Annotated in this window: 16 protein-coding genes; 12 read left to right on the top strand and 4 right to left on the bottom strand. The window is 66.5% G+C overall.

Annotated features, from left to right (window positions below; translation table 11 throughout):
- The first annotated feature begins 57 nt into the window (after positions 1-57).
- From MXC11_RS05795 to MXC11_RS05750, 10 genes are all read left to right on the top strand, one after another.
- A complete protein-coding gene (locus MXC11_RS05795) occupies positions 58-696 on the top strand; it encodes a TetR family transcriptional regulator (protein WP_250006459.1) in 639 nt (212 codons plus the stop codon).
- Positions 697-795: 99 nt separating this feature from the next.
- Positions 796-1,146 (top strand): YajD family HNH nuclease, encoded by a 351-nt coding sequence (locus tag MXC11_RS05790; RefSeq protein WP_250006457.1) that lies wholly within the window; start codon positions 796-798, stop codon positions 1,144-1,146.
- A 57-nt stretch (positions 1,147-1,203) separates the two neighbouring features.
- Positions 1,204-1,896, top strand: a complete 693-nt coding sequence (locus MXC11_RS05785; RefSeq protein WP_250006455.1) for a UPF0149 family protein — start codon at positions 1,204-1,206, stop codon at positions 1,894-1,896.
- A gap of 128 nt (positions 1,897-2,024) precedes the next feature.
- The gene (locus MXC11_RS05780; protein WP_250006453.1) at positions 2,025-2,378 is read left to right on the top strand and encodes a histone-like nucleoid-structuring protein, MvaT/MvaU family; all 354 of its coding nucleotides are present in this window, start codon (positions 2,025-2,027) and stop codon (positions 2,376-2,378) included.
- An 8-nt stretch (positions 2,379-2,386) separates the two neighbouring features.
- Positions 2,387-3,565, top strand: a complete 1,179-nt coding sequence (locus MXC11_RS05775; protein WP_250006451.1) for an efflux RND transporter periplasmic adaptor subunit — start codon at positions 2,387-2,389, stop codon at positions 3,563-3,565.
- Entirely contained in the window at positions 3,555-4,796 is a 1,242-nt protein-coding gene (locus MXC11_RS05770) for an ABC transporter permease (RefSeq protein ID WP_250006449.1), read from the top strand. Before MXC11_RS05775 ends, MXC11_RS05770 begins: the two co-directional genes overlap by 11 nt.
- Positions 4,789-5,493: an ABC transporter ATP-binding protein gene (locus tag MXC11_RS05765; RefSeq protein WP_250006447.1), complete on the top strand. Its 705-nt coding sequence runs from the start codon at positions 4,789-4,791 to the stop codon at positions 5,491-5,493. Before MXC11_RS05770 ends, MXC11_RS05765 begins: the two co-directional genes overlap by 8 nt.
- A 160-nt stretch (positions 5,494-5,653) precedes the next feature.
- On the top strand, positions 5,654-6,217 hold the full coding sequence (gene ahpC / locus MXC11_RS05760) for an alkyl hydroperoxide reductase subunit C (RefSeq protein ID WP_250006445.1): 564 nt from the start codon (positions 5,654-5,656) through the stop codon (positions 6,215-6,217).
- A 126-nt stretch (positions 6,218-6,343) separates the two neighbouring features.
- Positions 6,344-7,900 carry an alkyl hydroperoxide reductase subunit F gene (gene ahpF / locus MXC11_RS05755; protein WP_250006443.1) on the top strand — a complete coding sequence of 519 codons (1,557 nt, stop codon included), beginning with the start codon at positions 6,344-6,346 and terminating at the stop codon, positions 7,898-7,900.
- Between the two features lie 98 nt (positions 7,901-7,998).
- Positions 7,999-8,427, top strand: coding sequence for a hypothetical protein (locus MXC11_RS05750; protein ID WP_250006441.1), 429 nt, complete (start codon positions 7,999-8,001; stop codon positions 8,425-8,427).
- A 6-nt stretch (positions 8,428-8,433) separates the two neighbouring features.
- Here the strand turns inward: MXC11_RS05750 and MXC11_RS05745 are convergent, their stop codons facing one another.
- The 3 genes from MXC11_RS05745 to MXC11_RS05735 form a co-directional block, all read right to left on the bottom strand.
- Positions 8,434-9,147 carry an anti-sigma factor gene (locus MXC11_RS05745; RefSeq protein ID WP_250006439.1) on the bottom strand — a complete coding sequence of 238 codons (714 nt, stop codon included), beginning with the start codon at positions 9,145-9,147 and terminating at the stop codon, positions 8,434-8,436.
- Positions 9,144-9,704 carry a sigma-70 family RNA polymerase sigma factor gene (locus MXC11_RS05740; RefSeq protein ID WP_250006436.1) on the bottom strand — a complete coding sequence of 187 codons (561 nt, stop codon included), beginning with the start codon at positions 9,702-9,704 and terminating at the stop codon, positions 9,144-9,146. Before MXC11_RS05740 ends, MXC11_RS05745 begins: the two co-directional genes overlap by 4 nt.
- 79 nt (positions 9,705-9,783) lie before the next feature.
- On the bottom strand, positions 9,784-10,329 hold the full coding sequence (locus tag MXC11_RS05735) for a DUF3455 domain-containing protein (protein ID WP_250006434.1): 546 nt from the start codon (positions 10,327-10,329) through the stop codon (positions 9,784-9,786).
- Positions 10,330-10,547: 218 nt separating this feature from the next.
- Here MXC11_RS05735 and MXC11_RS05730 point away from each other — a divergent pair, with 218 nt between their 5' ends.
- The gene (locus tag MXC11_RS05730; RefSeq protein ID WP_250006426.1) at positions 10,548-13,826 is read left to right on the top strand and encodes a DUF3427 domain-containing protein; all 3,279 of its coding nucleotides are present in this window, start codon (positions 10,548-10,550) and stop codon (positions 13,824-13,826) included.
- Between the two features lie 34 nt (positions 13,827-13,860).
- Here MXC11_RS05730 and metE read toward each other — a convergent pair whose 3' ends face one another.
- Positions 13,861-16,161 (bottom strand): 5-methyltetrahydropteroyltriglutamate--homocysteine S-methyltransferase, encoded by a 2,301-nt coding sequence (metE, locus tag MXC11_RS05725; protein WP_250006424.1) that lies wholly within the window; start codon positions 16,159-16,161, stop codon positions 13,861-13,863.
- A gap of 77 nt (positions 16,162-16,238) precedes the next feature.
- On the opposite strand from metE, the gene MXC11_RS05720 reads away from it, so the two are divergent.
- The gene (locus MXC11_RS05720) at positions 16,239-16,418 is read left to right on the top strand and encodes a hypothetical protein (RefSeq protein ID WP_250006422.1); all 180 of its coding nucleotides are present in this window, start codon (positions 16,239-16,241) and stop codon (positions 16,416-16,418) included.
- Positions 16,419-16,445: the final 27 nt, after the last annotated feature.

Below are 16,445 nucleotides of genomic sequence, written 5' to 3'. Positions count from 1 at the left end.
CTTACATTCACGTTTGTTTGTAAACGACACGGAACGGTCGGCAACCCCGAGAGCGCCATGGCCCGCAGAACCAAAGAAGACGCCGAAATCACCCGCCAGCAGATCCTCGACAGCGCCGAGCGGGTCTTTGCCGAGCGGGGCGTGGCGCACACCACCATGGCCGATATCGCCAGCGATGCCGGCGTCTCGCGCGGGGCGGTGTACTGGCACTTTGCCAGCAAGATCGACGTGCTCGACGCCATGCTGGCCCGGCAGCGTGACAGTAACAAGGTGGTCTGTGCCGCGGCGCTGGCCGCCGACGAGCACGACCCGCTGGGCCAGATGCATACCCTGCTCTGCCACTTTCTCGCCAAGGTGGTGCTCGACCCGCAGCATCGGCGCGTCAGTGACATCCTCCACCACAAATGCGAGCTGGCAGGCGAGCAGCAGGCCCTGCGCCAGCGCCTGCAGGATACGGGCGATGAGATCGACCACGACATCGCCCAGACCCTCGGTAATGCCATCGCCCACGGCCAGTTGCCGGCCGACCTTGACCTGCCGCGTGCCGCGATTGCCGTGCACGCCTATATCCACGGCCTGATCGACAACTGGCTGCTGCGCCCGGACAGCTACCCGCTGGAGAGTGAGGCGCCAGCGCTGGTCGCGGCGCTGCTCGACATGCTGCGCCACAGCCCGGCCCTGCGCCGCCCGGCCTGAAGCGGCGGCCGGCAGTTGTCGGCCTGCGCGCACTGCCCCAGACTGTCGGCCAACGGGTCAAGGCGACCCCCTCATCACCGACACAGAGGCCCAAGGACCATGTCCGACCGTACAGGCAGCAGCGCCAGTTACCGGCAGCGCGAGGCAGGCTATCGCGACAAGGCATTGAAGATGTATCCGTGGGTGTGCGGACGCTGCGCGCGGGAATTTACCTATTCCAACCTCAGCCAGCTCACCGTTCACCACATCGACCACAACCACGATAACAACCCGGCCGATGGCAGTAACTGGGAACTGCTCTGCCTGTATTGCCACGACCACGAACATTCCAAGTATTCGATCTATAACGGCGAAAACGGCAGTGCCGTAATTCCCGGTGAGAAATCACCGCAGGTCAAACATAACCCGTTCGCCGATCTCAAAGCCCTGCTGGACAAACAGCAAAAGTAAGGCGCTGCTCTGGCAAACCGCCTTTAATGCGCCCGGCCCTTTTCAGGAACATATCCGATGAAAGAAGTACAGATCGCCCCGCTTGATGATGCGGAAATCGATCAGCTCAACCAGTTGCTGTTCGATTATTCCGAACAGGTGGAACAAACCCACGGCAAACCGGGCGAGGAAGTGGATTGCGTCTTCAGCATTTCCGAGCTGGACGGTTTTCTTACGGCCCTTCTGACCGGCCCCGAGCCGGTTTCCCCCTCGGTCTGGCTGCCGGCGCTGTGGCGCGGCAAATTGCCGACCTTTGCCAGCGAGGATGACCTGCAGCACCTGACCGACCTTCTGATCCGGCACATGAATACCCTGGCCGACAACCTGTACGAGCACCCGGAAGACTTTGCACCGATCTATGAGATCGGCGACGGCGAGGACGGTGACGAGGAAGAAATCATCGTCGATGAATGGTGCTACGGCTACATGCGCGCCGTGGAAATGCACGAACAGCGCTGGCAGCCGCTGCTGGAGCAGCAGGCGGAACTGCTGGCACCGATGATGATCTTCAGCGGCTATTCGCTGGGAGACGGCGAACAGCCCGATGCCGCCGATCTGGACCTGCTGCGCGAGGCGATTGTCGATTCGGTCTTTGCCGTGCGTGACTTCTGGATCAACGAAAGTGAAAAGCCCAAGGTCGCCAAACCGGGACGTAATGATCCGTGCAGTTGTGGCAGCGGCAAGAAGTTCAAACAATGCTGCCTGCATTAAGCGGCCACGCTGCCGGTTGACGCTGGCAACGCTTGTCTTTACAACGAGAGCCAGACGGGCGGGCTCCCTGTGATCCCGCCCGTTTTCATCTTTCATTCCCCTGACTTTGCCTCCGACGGAGACTTTTCGTGTCCAAACTGCTGGAGTTTCGCCGCGCCGAGCGCGAACTTGCCGAACAACTGGCTCTTCTGGAATCGCTCAAACAAGATTCCGAACTCAAGCGCGAAATGGAATTCGAGCAACAACTCAAGGCCCTGATGCAGGAATACGGCATGCGCCTGACCCAGGTGGTGGATATTCTCGATCCGCCCGCCGTGCATATTCCGCAACTGGACGTATTGCAGCGCGGACGCAAAGTACAGATCTGGAAAAACCCCATTACCGGCGAAGTCCTGGAAACCAAGAGCGCCAATAACAAGACCCTGAAGCGCTGGAAAGCCGAATACGGCGAGCAGTTTGTCAGCCACTGGCGGCAGGACTGACGCCCGCCATGAAACGCCTGCTGCTCGCCCTGCCCCTGCTGCTGCTCGCCTTCCCCGCCTGGCGCGCCTGGCAGGGGCCGTTGCTGCCGGGCTATGTGCTCGACTATCAGCCGCTGCAGCAGCGGGTGGTGGCCAGCGGGCTGGTCAGCAGCCAGTCGCGCATCCAGATCGGCAGCGAAATCACCGCCACGGTCGAGCGCCGGCTGGTGCGCGAGGGCGATGCGGTGCGCGCCGGTGATCTGCTCATCGAACTGCGCAGCGACGAGCCGCGCGCGCGGGTGCGTGAAGCCGAGGCGGCGCTGCGCCAGCTGCGCGAGCTGGAGCGCCCGCAGGCGGCGGCCGCCCTGCGTGAAGCACAAAGCCAGCACACCCAGGCACAGCGCGAGCGCGCACGGCGCGAAGCGCTGCAGACCCGCAACCTGTTGCCGCTGGAAGCCCTCGAACAGGCCCGGCGCAGTGAAACCAGTGCCCGCGAGGCCGAGCGCCGGGCGCAGCTGAATCTGGCCGCCCTCGCCCCCGGCGCCAGCCAGGAACAGCAGCTGGAACAGCGTCTGGCGGCTGCCCAGGCCACCCTGGCGCGCACCCGCATCCTCGCCCCGGTGGACGGCACCGTGCAGAGCCGCGATGTCGAGCCGGGCGATCTGGTCCAGCCCGGCCGCCTGCTGCTGGAGCTGACCCGCGCCGACAGCCGGGAAATTCGCGTGGCGCTGGACGAAAAACACCTGGCCCCGCTGGCGATCGGCCAGCCGGCCTACGTGATCGCCGATGCTTACCCGCAGCAGGCGCTGCCGGCGCGGGTCAGCTTCATCGCCCCGGCCATCGACAGCGCCCGCGGCACCGTCGATGTGCACCTGGAGGTCGAAGACCCCGCGCCCTTCCTGCGCCAGGGCATGACCGTCTCGGTAGATATTCGCACCGCCGCCCGCGAGCGGGCGCTGGTGATCCCCCACGATGCCCTCTACGCGCGCCAGGGCGCCCAGGCGCGCGTGCGGGTGCTCGCGCAGGATGGGCGGGTCGAGGAGCGCGCCGTGCGCCTCGGACTGGCCGGCAGCACCCTGAGCGAGGTGCTCGAAGGGCTGGCGGCCGGCGATCCGGTGCTGGCCGGGGCGGCCGAAGTCGGCCAGCGGGCGCGCCTGCAGCCGCAGCCCTTGCCCGGCGTCCGTCAGGAGTCGTCCGATGCCCGCTGAGGCGGCCTCACGCTCGGCGCTGGCGGCGCTCTGGCTGGAAAGCAAGATCGCCCTGCGCTTTCTGGCCGACAACCCGCTGCAGACCCTGCTGATCTGCATCGGCATTGGCGTCGGCAGCGCGGTGATCGTGTTCATCACCGCGCTGATCACCGGCCTGCAGGCCAACGTCATCGAACGCACTCTGGGCAGTCAGGCGCATATCCGCCTGCTGCCACCCGACGAGATCAACCGACGCGCGCCACTGGCACCCGGCCTGCTGGATCTGACGCTGGAAAGCCCGCGCGCCCAGCGGCTGCGCGCCCTGCTCAACGCCGATGACCTGCGCGCCGTCCTCGACGCCCAGCCGCTGCTGCGCGCGGTGTCGCCGCTGGTCAGTGGCCCGGCGATTGCCCGGCGCGGCGCCGCGCGCGCCTCGATCACCCTGATCGGCATCGACCCGGCGCGCTACCGGCAGATCATTGCTCTAGATGAGGCGCTGCTGGCCGGCGAGTTTGCCGTGCCGGCCGGCAGCGGGCTGATCGGCAGCGAGCTGGCTGCCGATCTGGGCCTTGGCGTGGGCGACAAGCTGCGAGTGGACGGCGGCAATGGCCGCGAGGCGGTGATCGAGATTGCCGGAATCTTCGAGCTGGGCGTGCGCGAGATCGACACCCGCAACGTCTACGTCGATCTGCGTCAGGCCCAGACCCTGCTGGATCTGCCCGGCGCGGTGACGGTGATCGAAACCACCCTGGACGACATCTTCGCCGCCGAAGCCCTCGCCCAGCGCCTCGCGGCACTGACCGGCCTGCGCGCCGAAAGCTGGATGAGCACCAACAGCCAGCTGCTCAATGCACTGCGCTCACAGACCATGACCACCCAGATGATCCGCCTGTTCGTCGGCCTGTCGGTGGCCTTTGGCATCGCCAGCGTGCTGGCGGTCACCGTGGTGCAGCGCACCCGCGAGATCGGCATCCTGCGGGCGATGGGCAGCCCGCGCGGGCAGATCCTGCGGGTCTTTCTGCTGCAGGGCGGGCTGCTCGGGCTGGCCGGCTCGGCGCTCGGTGCGCTGGTCGGTTGGGCGCTGGTGCAGGTGTTCAACCTGTTCGGCCCCCGCCTGTTCGAGATCCCGGTAGCGCCGGATCTGGTGCTGGGCGCGATGGCCATCGCTACCCTCAGCGGTGTGCTGGCCGCCGCGCTGCCGGCCCGCCGCGCCGCCCGCCTCGATCCGGCCGTGGCGATCCGTTATGTCTGAGGTGCTGCGCCTTGAGGGCCTCGGCAAGGCCTACAACCCCGGCACTGCGCTCGAGCAGCGGGTACTGCAGGGCATCGACCTGCAGCTAGCGCGCGGCGAGCTGTGCGCGCTGATCGGCCCGTCGGGCTCCGGCAAGAGCACCCTGCTGAACTTGATCGGCCTGCTCGACACCCCGACCGAGGGCGAGCTGTACCTGGAAGGGGTGCCGACCCGCGCGCTGGACGACGACGCCCGCACCCGCCTGCGCAACCACAAGCTCGGCTTCGTCTTCCAGTTCCATCACCTGATCAGCGCCTTCAGCGTGCTGGACAACGTGCTGATGCCGCTGATGATCCGCCACGGCCGCCCGGATGCCGAGACCCGCGCCCGGGCCGGCGAACTGCTGGCCGCCGTCGGGCTGGGCGATCTGCAACACAAGCCGGCCGGACAGCTCTCCGGTGGTCAGCAGCAGCGGGTGGCGATCGCCCGGGCGCTGATCACCCGTCCGGTCCTGCTGCTAGCCGACGAGCCGACCGGCAACCTCGATACCCGCAGCGCCGACACGGTGTTCGAGCTGTTCAGGCGCTTCAACCGCGAGTTCGGCTGCGCAGTGCTGGTGGTCACCCACGACCCGCGCCTGGCGGCTCGCTGTCCACGCTGCATCGAACTGGTCGACGGGCGAATCGTGCGGGATGCGCCGACAACGGCTGCACAGTGAGCGTCCGCTGGCTTAGACTCGGGGCCGGTCCATCCGGACCGACGGGCGCACGGCATAGGCAGGCGCTATCAGATTGATTCCTTCAATCAATTTTCACCAGACTGCCTGTCGCTGTATCGTGCTGCTCATAGTTTCCCACCCCTCCTATGGAGTTCAGTGAATGTCCCTGATCAATACCCACGTCCAGCCCTTCAGCACCACCGCCTTCCACAACGGCAAGTTCGTGGAAGTCACCGAGCACGCCCTGAAGGGCAAGTGGTCCGTGCTGATCTTCATGCCGGCCGCCTTCACCTTCAACTGCCCGACCGAGATCGAGGACGCTGCCGACAACTACGCCGAGTTCCAGAAGGCCGGTGCCGAGGTGTACATCGTCACCACCGACACCCACTTCTCCCACAAGGTCTGGCACGAAACCTCCCCGGCGGTCGGCAAGGCCCAGTTCCCGCTGGTCGGCGATCCGACCCACCAGCTGACCAACGCCTTCGGCGTGCACATCGCTGAAGAAGGTCTGGCCCTGCGCGGTACCTTCGTGATCAACCCGGAAGGCGTGATCAAGACTGCCGAGATCCACTCCAACGAAATCGCCCGCGACGTCAAGGAAACCCTGCGCAAGCTCAAGGCTGCCCAGTTCACCGCCGCCAACCCGGGCCAGGTCTGCCCGGCCAAGTGGCAGGAAGGTGAAGCGACCCTGACCCCGTCGCTGGACCTGGTCGGCAAGATCTAAGCCGTCCCCCCTGCTGTAGCGCCGCGGAGGGGCTCGCCCCTCCCAGTGCCCGAATGCCTGGGCGCCCTTGCCTGGGCATTCTTTTTTCCGCATTTCGCCCTGAACCCTGCAGAGGACACCGTCACCATGCTGGACGCCAATCTTAAGACCCAGTTGAAGGCCTACCTCGAGAAGGTCACCCAGCCGTTCGAGATCGTTGCGACCCTGGATGACGGCGCCAAGTCGCGGGAAATGCTCGCCCTGCTCAATGACATCAACAGCCTGAGCGAGAAGATTTCCCTGAACACCGCAGGCCACGATGCTCGCGTGCCGTCCTTTGCCCTGGTGCGCCATGACCGCGAGATCAGCCTGCGCTTTGCCGGTCTGCCGATGGGCCACGAATTCACCTCGCTGGTGCTGGCCCTGCTGCAGGTCGGCGGCCACCCCTCCAAGCTGAGCGCCGAGCTGATCGAGCAGATCCAGTCGCTGGAGGGCGAGTTCGTCTTCGAGACCTACTACTCGCTGTCCTGCCAGAACTGCCCGGATGTGGTGCAGGCGCTGAACCTGATGGCGGTGCTCAACCCCAACATCAAGCACACCGCCATCGACGGTGCGCTGTTCCAAGACGAGGTCGAGCGCCGGCAGATCATGTCGGTGCCGACCGTCTACCTCAATGGCGAGGTCTTCGGTGCCGGGCGCATGGGCGTCGAGGAAATCGTCGCCAAGCTCGACACCGGCAGCGCCAGCCGCGAGGCCGAAAAGCTCAAGGCCAAGAGCGCCTTTGATGTGCTGGTGGTCGGCGGTGGCCCGGCTGGCGCCGCCGCCGCCATCTACTCGGCGCGCAAGGGCATCCGTACCGGCGTGGCTGCCGAGCGCTTCGGCGGTCAGGTGCTCGACACCATGGGCATCGAGAACTTCATCTCCGTGCAGGAAACCGAAGGCCCGAAACTGGCCCGCGCCATGGAAGAACACGTCCGCCAGTACGAGGTGGACATCATGAACCTGCAGCGCGCCAGCAAGCTAGTGCCGGCCGAGACCGAGGACGGCCTGCACACCGTGCAGTTCGAGAACGGCGGCGAGCTGAAGGCCCGGACCGTGATCCTCGCCACCGGCGCCCGCTGGCGGGAAATGAACGTGCCGGGCGAGCAGGAATACCGCGGCCGCGGCGTGGCCTACTGCCCGCACTGCGACGGCCCGCTGTTCAAGGGCAAGCGCGTGGCAGTGATCGGCGGCGGCAACTCCGGCGTCGAGGCGGCCATCGATCTGGCCGGCATCGTCGCCCATGTCACCCTGCTGGAGTTCGGTGAGCAGATGCGCGCCGATGCGGTGCTGCAGAACAAGCTGCGCAGCCTGCCCAACGTCACCATCCTGACCATGGCACAAACCACCGAAGTGCTGGGCGATGGGCAGAAAGTCACCGGCCTGGTCTACAAGGATCGCCACAACGACTCGGTGCACACCGTCGAGCTGGAAGGCATCTTCGTGCAGATCGGTCTGCTGCCCAACAGCGACTGGCTCAAGGGCACCGTCGAGCTGTCGCGCTTTGGCGAGATCGTGGTGGATGCCAAGGGCCAGACCAACCTGCCTGGCGTGTTCGCTGCCGGCGACGTGACCACCGTGCCCTACAAGCAGATCGTCATTGCGGTCGGTGAAGGCGCCAAGGCCTCGCTGTCGGCCTTCGATCACCTGATCCGTCAGGGCTGATCGAGCCAAACCCGCAGAGAACCCACGCCCCGGCGTGGGTTCTTGCGTCATGGCGCCGGTCACGCACTAGACTCAGCAGACAACCGGAGATGCCCGCCATGAGTGAACTGAGCCCTGCCCTGCTGCACCGCCTGCTGGACACCGAGGATCCGCCGCGCGTCCCCGCCGCGCTGATCCGCCAGCTGGCCGCCGAAGTCCTGCGCCTGCGTGCGCTCACCGATGGCCTGTGGCTGTACCGGGCGCTGCTCGAGGAGCTGCAGGACGTGCTCGAGGACGCCATCAACCACGGCGCCCCCAGCCATTCCAGCCATGAAGAGGCGCTGGTCGCCGTCCGCACGCTGCTGGACAACCCCCACGACCAGGCCGCCGCCAGGCTGTGGCTGGATCGCAAGACCTTCGACTGCCTGTACCGTGCACTGAGCGACATCATGTACGGCCGGCGCTACAGCCAGACCCAGCGCGACCAGCTGCTCGAGCGCCTGCAGCACGCGGGCGCCGAAGCCGAGAGCGAAGCCGGAGCGTCGTGACGCGGCTCAGAACACCGACACCGCACGGCCGATGAACTGGATCGGCCCGCTCGGTCGGCCGCTGGGCGAACCGCCCGCCTGCTCCAGGGTCAGCTCGAACAGCTGATCCGCCTCCAGCGGCGGCAGCTGCTCCAGCGCCAGCTCAAGGCTCTGCCCCGGCTGTACCAGCCCCAGCGACACCGGCGCGGCCCAGCTGTCGGCCTTGGTCCAGAACTGCAGGGCCCGATCAGCCGGCAGCTCCGTGCGGGTCAGGGGAATCAGGCGCAGATGGCGCTCATCGCCGGCCTGTACCACCCAGCCGGGGGTGCGGTCCTGCGGGGCCGCCAGCACCACGACAAAGCGCGGAGCGGGCGCCGGGCGATTGAGCAGCAGCAGCGTACTCAGCCCCAGCAGCAGACAGGCCGCCAGCGCGGCCGCACTGAGACCGCGCCAGAAGGCCAGACGCTGCCAGGGTCTGGCCGCCGCCACTGGACGCGCCGCAGGCCCCTCAAGGGCTGCGAGGCTGCGCTCGATGCGTGGCCAGAGCTGCGGCGAGGGCGCCAGGCTACCGGCCAGCGCCGTGAGGGGCAGCAGCCGCTCCTCCCAGTCACGCACCGCCGCCGCCAGCGCCGGATCAGCGCCAAGGCGCTGCTCAAGGGCGCGGCGCTGCTCGGCCGGCAGGGTGCCCAGTACATACTCGCCCGCCAGGGCGTGCAGATCGGTGGATGCCGGCTCACTCATGACAGACACTCCCGCAGCGCCTTGAGGCTGCGCGTGATCCAGGCCTTGACCGTGCCCAGCGGCGCCTGCAGCACCTGGGCAATCTCGCTGTGGGAATGCCCCTCGACGTAGGCCAGCACGATGCACTGGCGCCGCACCGGCTCCAGCTGCTGCAGGCAGTGGCCGATGCGGGCCATCTCCACCTGCTGCAGGAGGGCATCGCCGCCCGCCTGCCAGGCCGCCAGGGACTGGAGGACATCGAGCCGGGTATGGGCCTCATCGTCCAGGGTCAGTTCCCGCCCGCCATCGCGCCGTGCATTGAGGGCCAGATGGCGGGCGATGCTGTAGATCCAGCTGCGGGCCGAGCCACGCTGCGGGTCAAAACTCGCCGCCCGCATCCAGATGCGCAGGCAGGCATCGTGCACGATGTCCTCGGCCAGGGCATGGTCGCGCACCAGACGCTTGACCACCCCGAGCAGCCGCGGCCCCTCATGCTGATACAGGCGCTGCAGCGCCGCCTGCTCGCCGGCGGCGCAGGCGTGCAGGGCCGCTTCATAGTCGAAATCGTGATCAGGCACGGGACGCTTCCAGGCGCAGGAACCCCCGCCGGGGCGGGGGTTCGTTTCGGGACGCTTCAGACTACCCGAGCCACTGGGCTCAGTCAGCCTTCTTCCAGAACAGGTAGTCGGCCTGGTACTGGACGATCTCCTGAGCACCGGTATTGCCCGCCGCGCAAGCCTTGGCCGGCGCCACACCGCCCTGTGTGGCGGTGCGCTGGATATAGGTGACGCCCTGCATGCTGCCCTCACCCGTCGCCGGATTGGCCTGTACCAGCTGGAAGGGGATGTTGCCGGCGCCGGCCGGGGCTACCGCCAGCTGGGTGCCGGTGACCTTGGAGCCATCGGTGGACTCCCAGGTGGCCGGCGGGCCGTAGTAGCTGCCGACCTGCTGACCGCTGCGGTCATTGAGGACCGCCTTCGGGCCGACGAACACCCACTCGAACTGGCCCGCCGCATCGGCCTTGGCACGGCACTCGTAGGTGATCTCGCCGACACCGACGGTTTCCAGCGCCAGCACATGGCCGGCCGGCACCTGGATGCTCTCGGGCAGCGCGCTCTGCGCCAGCGCGTTGCCGGCGACCAGCAGCGCCGCGGCGGCCAGCAGACGTTGGGAGGTATGGCGGGAAAGGGAGGCAATTTGCATCGAGGTTACTCCACAAAGGGTCGGGATTGTCAGCAGCAGCTTCCGGCTGCCTGATGCTGACTACCCGCCGGCAGCGTCTTTGGATGCAGCGGCTGTGAATTTTTTTGCCGACGCCCAGCGCAGGCGCTTGAGTCGGCGGCGGCCTCGCCCATGGCCTTTACCGCGTTTCCCAGGCTGGGTATGGTGGCGCCCCTCAAGGCAGAGCGCAGGTCACCAACATGGATACGCCCCGCAACATCACCGCTGATACGCCCCTCAAACTGGTGAGCGGTGGCGAGGATCACCCCCTGCTGCCGCACCTGTGTGCCGCGATCCATCAGGCCCAATACATCGATATGGCGGTGGCCTTCATCAAGGTCAGCGGCCTGCGCCTACTGCTCCCCGACCTGCTGGAAGCCCTGCAGCACCGTGGCACTCAACTGCCGCCCGCGCAGCTGCGCATCCTCACCAGTGACTATCTGGAAGTCACCGATCCACAGGCGCTGCGCCTGCTGATGCTGCTGGCCGAACAGGGCGCTGAGGTGCGCATCTATGAAAGCCAGGGCAGCAGCTTCCACCTCAAGGCCTATCTGTTTGCCGGTGCTGACTGGGGGCGGGCGTTCATCGGCTCCAGCAACATCAGCCGTCAGGCCCTGCGCCATGGTCTGGAGTGGAACTACCGCATCGACTACCCAGGCGATGACGGCTATCTGGAAGCCCGGCGCCGCTTCGAGGCGCTGTTTCACCATCCCCGCAGCACGCTGCTCAGCGACGCCTGGATTGCCGATTACCAGCAGCGCCGCGCCCAAACCGCGTATCGCCCCACACCGGACCATCACGACAACGACCTGCCGCCCACGCCGAACCCACTGCAATGCGAGGCCCTCGAGGCCCTGCGCGCCACCCGTGCCGAGGGCTATCAGCGCGGTCTGGTGGTACTGGCCACCGGGCTGGGCAAAACCTGGCTGGCCGCCTTTGATGTACAGCAGATGGGCGCACAGCGGGTACTCTTCGTCGCCCACCGCGAGGAAATCCTCAATCAGGCGGCCGCCACCTTTGCCCGCATCCAGCCCCGTGCCCGCATCGGTTTTTACCGCGGCCAGCAACGCGACACGCAGGTCGATTGGCTCTGCGCCTCCGTGCAAACCCTGGGCCGGGCAGAACATCTTGAGCGCTTTGCGCCGCAGCACTTCGACTATGTGGTGGTGGATGAATTTCACCACGCCTCGGCCCCCACCTATCGGCGCCTGTTGCAGCATTTCACCCCAGGCTTCCTGCTCGGCCTGACCGCCACCCCCGATCGCACTGACAATGCCGACATCCTCGCCCTGTGTGATGACAACCTGGTCTATCAGCGCAATCTGTTCTGCGGGGTGCAAGCGCAGCTGCTGGTACCGTTCCATTACTACGGCATCTTGGACAGCGAGGTGGACTATCAGGCGATCCCCTGGCGCAACGGCCGCTTCGACCCGGAGCTATTGGCCAGCAAGCTGGCCACCCTGAGCCGTGCCCGCCATGCCCTGCAACACTGGCAACAGCACGCCCAGCAACGCACGCTGGCCTTTTGCGTCTCCACCCGCCACGCCGATTACATGGCGCGTTATTTCAGCGAGCAGGGGATCCGCGCCGCAGCCGTCTATGCCGACTCGGTGCTCTCACGGGGTGAAGCACTGGAGCGGCTGGAAAACGGCACACTGCAGGTGCTGTTCTGCGTCGATCTCTTCAATGAAGGGGTCGATCTTCCAGGCATCGATACGGTGATGCTGCTGCGCCCGACCGAATCGAAAATCCTCTTTTTGCAGCAGCTAGGCCGCGGTTTGCGGCGCGCAGAGGGCAAGGAGCGCCTGGTGGTGCTCGACTTTGTCGCCAATCACAGGAGCTTCCTGCACAAGCCCATGGCACTGATGAACCACAGCATGAACCACCGCCAGCTGGCCGACTTCGCCAGACAGGCCGAGCAGGGCCAACTGGCCCTCCCCAAGGGCTGCTTCATCAACTACGACCTCGCGTTTCTCGACTTCCTCAAATCACTGGACAGCGACAGCGTACTCAAGGAGTACCGCAGCCTGTGTGAAACCCTCGGCCGGCGCCCCAGCCTCAGCGAGTTCTACCGCGCCGGCGCCAGCCTGCAGGAGATGCGCCGGCTGTTTGGCCACTGGTTTGCGCTGGTCGCCCATGAGGATGAGGCCGGCACCGAAGCCGCGCTGAGCCCGATCGAGCGCCAACTGATCGACGTGCACGGCGCCTTTTTGCAGACGCTGGAAACCAGCGCGCTGCATCAGGGCCATACCCTGGTGACCCTTGAAGCCTTCCAGCAGCTGGACGGCTGGCGCAATGCCGTAAGCCTGAGCGCGCTGGCCGAACAGGCCTGGCAGATTCTGCAGCGGCGACGCGCCCTGCTGCGGGCACTGCCTGAGTCTTACCGTCATGCGCACGAGAGGCCCGCCGACTGGCCGGCGTACTGGCAACGCAGCGCCATCGCCCCCTGGTGCCGGCTGCGTTATTTCAGCCTCGAGGACGAGCAGCTCATCGCCAACCTCATGGTCGAAGACGCCGCCCTGGAGCCGCTGAGCGCACTGGTGCAGGAGTTGATCGACTACCGCCTGAGCCGCGCCAGCGCCGATGCAGAGCATGAGCCCGCATCCGTCGTGACGCTGCCTCAGCGCCCGCAGGCGGTGGAGTTGGCCTATTTCCCCAGCCTGCAGATCGCCTGCGGGCATTTTCGCAGCAGCCGGGCTGATCATGCAGAACGCCGTACCCTGGCGCGCCACTATGGTGTCCTCGATCCCAGCCGTCACTGCCTGGCCCGGGCGGTCGGCCACTCGATGAACGGCGGCAAACAGCCGATCCGTGATGGTGATTACCTGCTGCTGGAAGTGCTCAGCGGCGAGCGCGGCGGCAGCATCACCGGCTCAGTGCTGGCCATCGAACGCCAGGATGAGGCCGGCGACAATCAATACCTGCTGCGCCAGGTGCTCAAGGAGCCCAGCGGCCAGTACCGCCTGCGGGCCTATAACCCCGACTATGCCGACATTCTGGTCAGCCCCGAACTGCAGCAGCAGTTCAGAACCTTCGCCCGCCTGAAGGCGGTGATCGACCCGCTGGAAATGCAGATTGGCCAGCGCTTCATGCGTGAGGACATCCCGGCGCTGTTTGGTGTCGCGTTCAATCCCGGCAGCTGGAACAGCGGTCATGTGGTGATCGCCGAGCGCCGCGCCCATGTGTTGCTGGTCACCCTGAACAAGCAGGGCAAAGCCATGGATCTGCGCTATCACGATCACTGGATCGACGCGCAGCACTTCCACTGGCAGACGCAAAACCAGACCTCGCCCGACAGCAAGCGCGGCCGTGAGATCATCCAGCACGCGGCACTGGGCATCGCCATTCACCTGTTTGTGCGCGAACACAAGCTGGAAAACGGCAAAGCCGCACCGTTTTGCTATCACGGCACACTGAGCTACCAAAGCCACAGCGGCAGTCAGCCGATGAGCGTGCGCTTTGCCCTGAATGCCGGTTAAACCACCCCGCCCCCACCGGGGGCGGGGTGCTCCCTCAGGCCTGCACCGCCTGCTCGGCGCGCAACTGCTGCGCCGCCGCCACCATGTTGACCAGCGCCGCCTCGGTCTCCGGCCAGCCGCGGGTCTTCAGGCCGCAGTCGGGGTTGACCCACAGCCGCTCGGCCGGGATGCGCTGGGCGGCCTTGCGCATCAGCGCCACCATCTCGGCCACCGCCGGCACCCTGGGCGAGTGGATGTCGTAGACGCCGGGGCCGATGTCGTTGGGGTACTCGAAGCGCTCGAAGGCCGACAGCAGCTCCATGTCCGAGCGCGAGGTCTCGATGGTGATCACGTCGGCATCCATCGCCGCGATGGCCTCGATCACATCGTTGAACTCGCTGTAGCACATGTGGGTGTGGATCTGCGTCGTGTCCTGCACGCCGCTGGCGGTCAGGCGGAAGGCCTCGCTGGCCCAGTCCAGATAGGCCTGCCACTGGGCGCGGCGCAGCGGCAGCCCCTCGCGAAAGGCCGCCTCATCGATCTGGATGATGCGGATCCCGGCCGCCTCAAGGTCCAGCACCTCGTCACGGATCGCCAGCGCCAGCTGACGGGCCTGCACCTCGCGGCTGACATCCTCGCGGGGGAAGGACCACATCAGCATGGTCACAGGCCCGGTGAGCATGCCCTTCATCGGTCGCGCGGTGCAGCGCTGGGCGTAGCTGATCCATTCCACGGTCATCGCCTGCGGACGGCTCAGATCGCCGTAGATGACCGCCGGCTTGACGCAGCGCGAGCCATAGCTCTGCACCCAGCCAAAGCGGGTCAGGGCGTAGCCGTCGAGCTGCTCGGCAAAGTACTCCACCATGTCGTTGCGCTCCGCCTCGCCATGCACCAGCACGTCCAGCCCGAGCCGCTCCTGCACCTGCACCGCGTGGCGGATTTCCGCCTGCATGGTCTGGGTGTACTCCGCCGCGCTCAGGCGGCCGGCCTTGAAGGCCTGGCGGGCCTGACGGATGGCCGGCGTCTGCGGGAAGGAGCCGATCGTGGTGGTCGGGAAGGCCGGCAGCGCGCAGGCCGCCCGCTGGCGGGCGATGCGCGTGGCAAACGGCGTGGCCCGCTGGCTGTCACTGGCGGTGATGGCTGCCACACGGGCCTGGACCTGCGGCTTGTGGATGCGGGCCGAGGCCGCACGACTGGCCTGCACCTCGCGGCTCAGGGCCAGGGCCGCGTGGACTTCAGGGGCCTCGGGTTGGTTGATGGCCTGCGCCAGCAGCGCCACCTCGGTGCACTTCTGCACGGCAAAGGCCAGCCAGCGCTTGAGCTCGCCATCGAGCTGATCCTCGCGCTGCAGGTCAACCGGGCAGTGCAGCAGCGAGCAGGATGGCGCGATCCACAGCCGCTCACCGAGCCGCTGCGCGGCCTGGCGGGCTGTATCGAGGGCGGCCTCAAGGTCGCAGCGCCAGATGTTGCGGCCATTGACCAGCCCAAGGGACAGCACCTTGTAGGCCGGCAGGCGATCGAGGATCTGCGGGAACTGCTCGGGGGCACGGACCAGATCAACGTGCAGGCCTTCCACCGGAAGGCCGGCGGCCAGTCCCAGGTTGTCGTCCAGGGCGCCGAAGTAGGTGGCCACCAGCTTTTTCAGCGGCTCGCGCTGCAGCAGGTGGTAGGCGCGCTCGAAGGCATTCTTCCAGTCCTGGGGCAGGTCAAGCACCAGGATCGGCTCATCGATCTGCACCCATTCGACCCCCTGCGCCGCCAGGCGACGGAAGATTTCCCCGTACAGCGGCAGCAGGCGCTCGAGCAGCTGCAGGCGATCGAAGCTGCCGCCTTTGCACTTGCCCAGCCACAGGTAGGTCAGCGGACCGATCAGCACCGGCTTGACCCGATGCCCGAGCGCCTGGGCCTCAGCGACTTCCTCGAACAGCTGCTCCCAGCTCAGGGTGAAGGTCTGCTCGGCGGTGAATTCGGGGACCAGGTAGTGGTAGTTGGTATCGAACCACTTGGTCATTTCCTGGGCAAAACCTGCGGCGCAGCGGGAGGCGTCGACGCCGCGGGCCATGGCGAACAGGGTGTCGAGGCCTGGCGGGGTGCCTTCGGCCGGGCGAAAGCGCTCGGGAATCACGCCGAAGGTCAGCGAATGGGTCAGTACCTGGTCGTACCAGGCGAAGTCGCCGACGGGCAGCAGCGCGATGCCGGCGTCCTGCTGGGCCTGCCAGTGGGCGGCTCGCAGCGTGCGGCCGACGGCCCGCAGGCCGGCCTCGTCAAGTTCGCCTTTCCAGTACGCTTCCAGCGCCTTCTTCAGCTCGCGGTCGCGGCCGATGCGTGGAAAGCCGAGGGTGTGGGCCAGAGCCATGGGGAAACCTCCTGTCAGATTGGACGGCGGCATTCTCCTTGGCAGGATGATGATGAAACAAACTCAATTAATTTGTGATGATCAAGAGGGATGCTCATGATCTTGATCCGGGCGCTGGCGGCAGTGCTGCGCTGGCCGCAGGGAGGGACGCTCAGCAGTTGCCGGTCGAGCGGGTACGCATGGAATCGACCACCCTGGCCGGCGAGATCGGCGTTGGGGAGATCGTCGAGCCACTGGTCGAGGTCGAGAAACTGTGAGCAAATCGGGGCATCTGACCCCAGAAA

Source organism: Pseudomonas eutrophicaquae (genome assembly GCF_023544715.1).
Lineage (GTDB): Bacteria > Pseudomonadota > Gammaproteobacteria > Pseudomonadales > Pseudomonadaceae > Geopseudomonas.
This window is presented reverse-complemented; position numbering and strand designations above follow the sequence as displayed.

Excerpts from the sequence above, each read along its gene's own strand:
- ahpF (WP_250006443.1), top strand. The coding sequence starts at position 6,344 with ATGCTGGACGCCAATCTTAAGACCCAGTTGAAGGCCTACCTCGAGAAG.
- MXC11_RS05735 (WP_250006434.1), bottom strand. The coding sequence starts at position 10,329 with ATGCAAATTGCCTCCCTTTCCCGCCATACCTCCCAACGTCTGCTGGCC.
- MXC11_RS05785 (WP_250006455.1), top strand. The coding sequence starts at position 1,204 with ATGAAAGAAGTACAGATCGCCCCGCTTGATGATGCGGAAATCGATCAG.
- MXC11_RS05745 (WP_250006439.1), bottom strand. The coding sequence starts at position 9,147 with ATGAGTGAGCCGGCATCCACCGATCTGCACGCCCTGGCGGGCGAGTAT.
- metE (WP_250006424.1), bottom strand. The coding sequence starts at position 16,161 with ATGGCTCTGGCCCACACCCTCGGCTTTCCACGCATCGGCCGCGACCGC.
- MXC11_RS05730 (WP_250006426.1), top strand. The coding sequence starts at position 10,548 with ATGGATACGCCCCGCAACATCACCGCTGATACGCCCCTCAAACTGGTG.
- ahpC (WP_250006445.1), top strand. The coding sequence starts at position 5,654 with ATGTCCCTGATCAATACCCACGTCCAGCCCTTCAGCACCACCGCCTTC.
- MXC11_RS05765 (WP_250006447.1), top strand. The coding sequence starts at position 4,789 with ATGTCTGAGGTGCTGCGCCTTGAGGGCCTCGGCAAGGCCTACAACCCC.
- MXC11_RS05720 (WP_250006422.1), top strand. The coding sequence starts at position 16,239 with ATGATCAAGAGGGATGCTCATGATCTTGATCCGGGCGCTGGCGGCAGT.
- MXC11_RS05795 (WP_250006459.1), top strand. The coding sequence starts at position 58 with ATGGCCCGCAGAACCAAAGAAGACGCCGAAATCACCCGCCAGCAGATC.
- MXC11_RS05775 (WP_250006451.1), top strand. The coding sequence starts at position 2,387 with ATGAAACGCCTGCTGCTCGCCCTGCCCCTGCTGCTGCTCGCCTTCCCC.
- MXC11_RS05770 (WP_250006449.1), top strand. The coding sequence starts at position 3,555 with ATGCCCGCTGAGGCGGCCTCACGCTCGGCGCTGGCGGCGCTCTGGCTG.
- MXC11_RS05790 (WP_250006457.1), top strand. The coding sequence starts at position 796 with ATGTCCGACCGTACAGGCAGCAGCGCCAGTTACCGGCAGCGCGAGGCA.
- MXC11_RS05750 (WP_250006441.1), top strand. The coding sequence starts at position 7,999 with ATGAGTGAACTGAGCCCTGCCCTGCTGCACCGCCTGCTGGACACCGAG.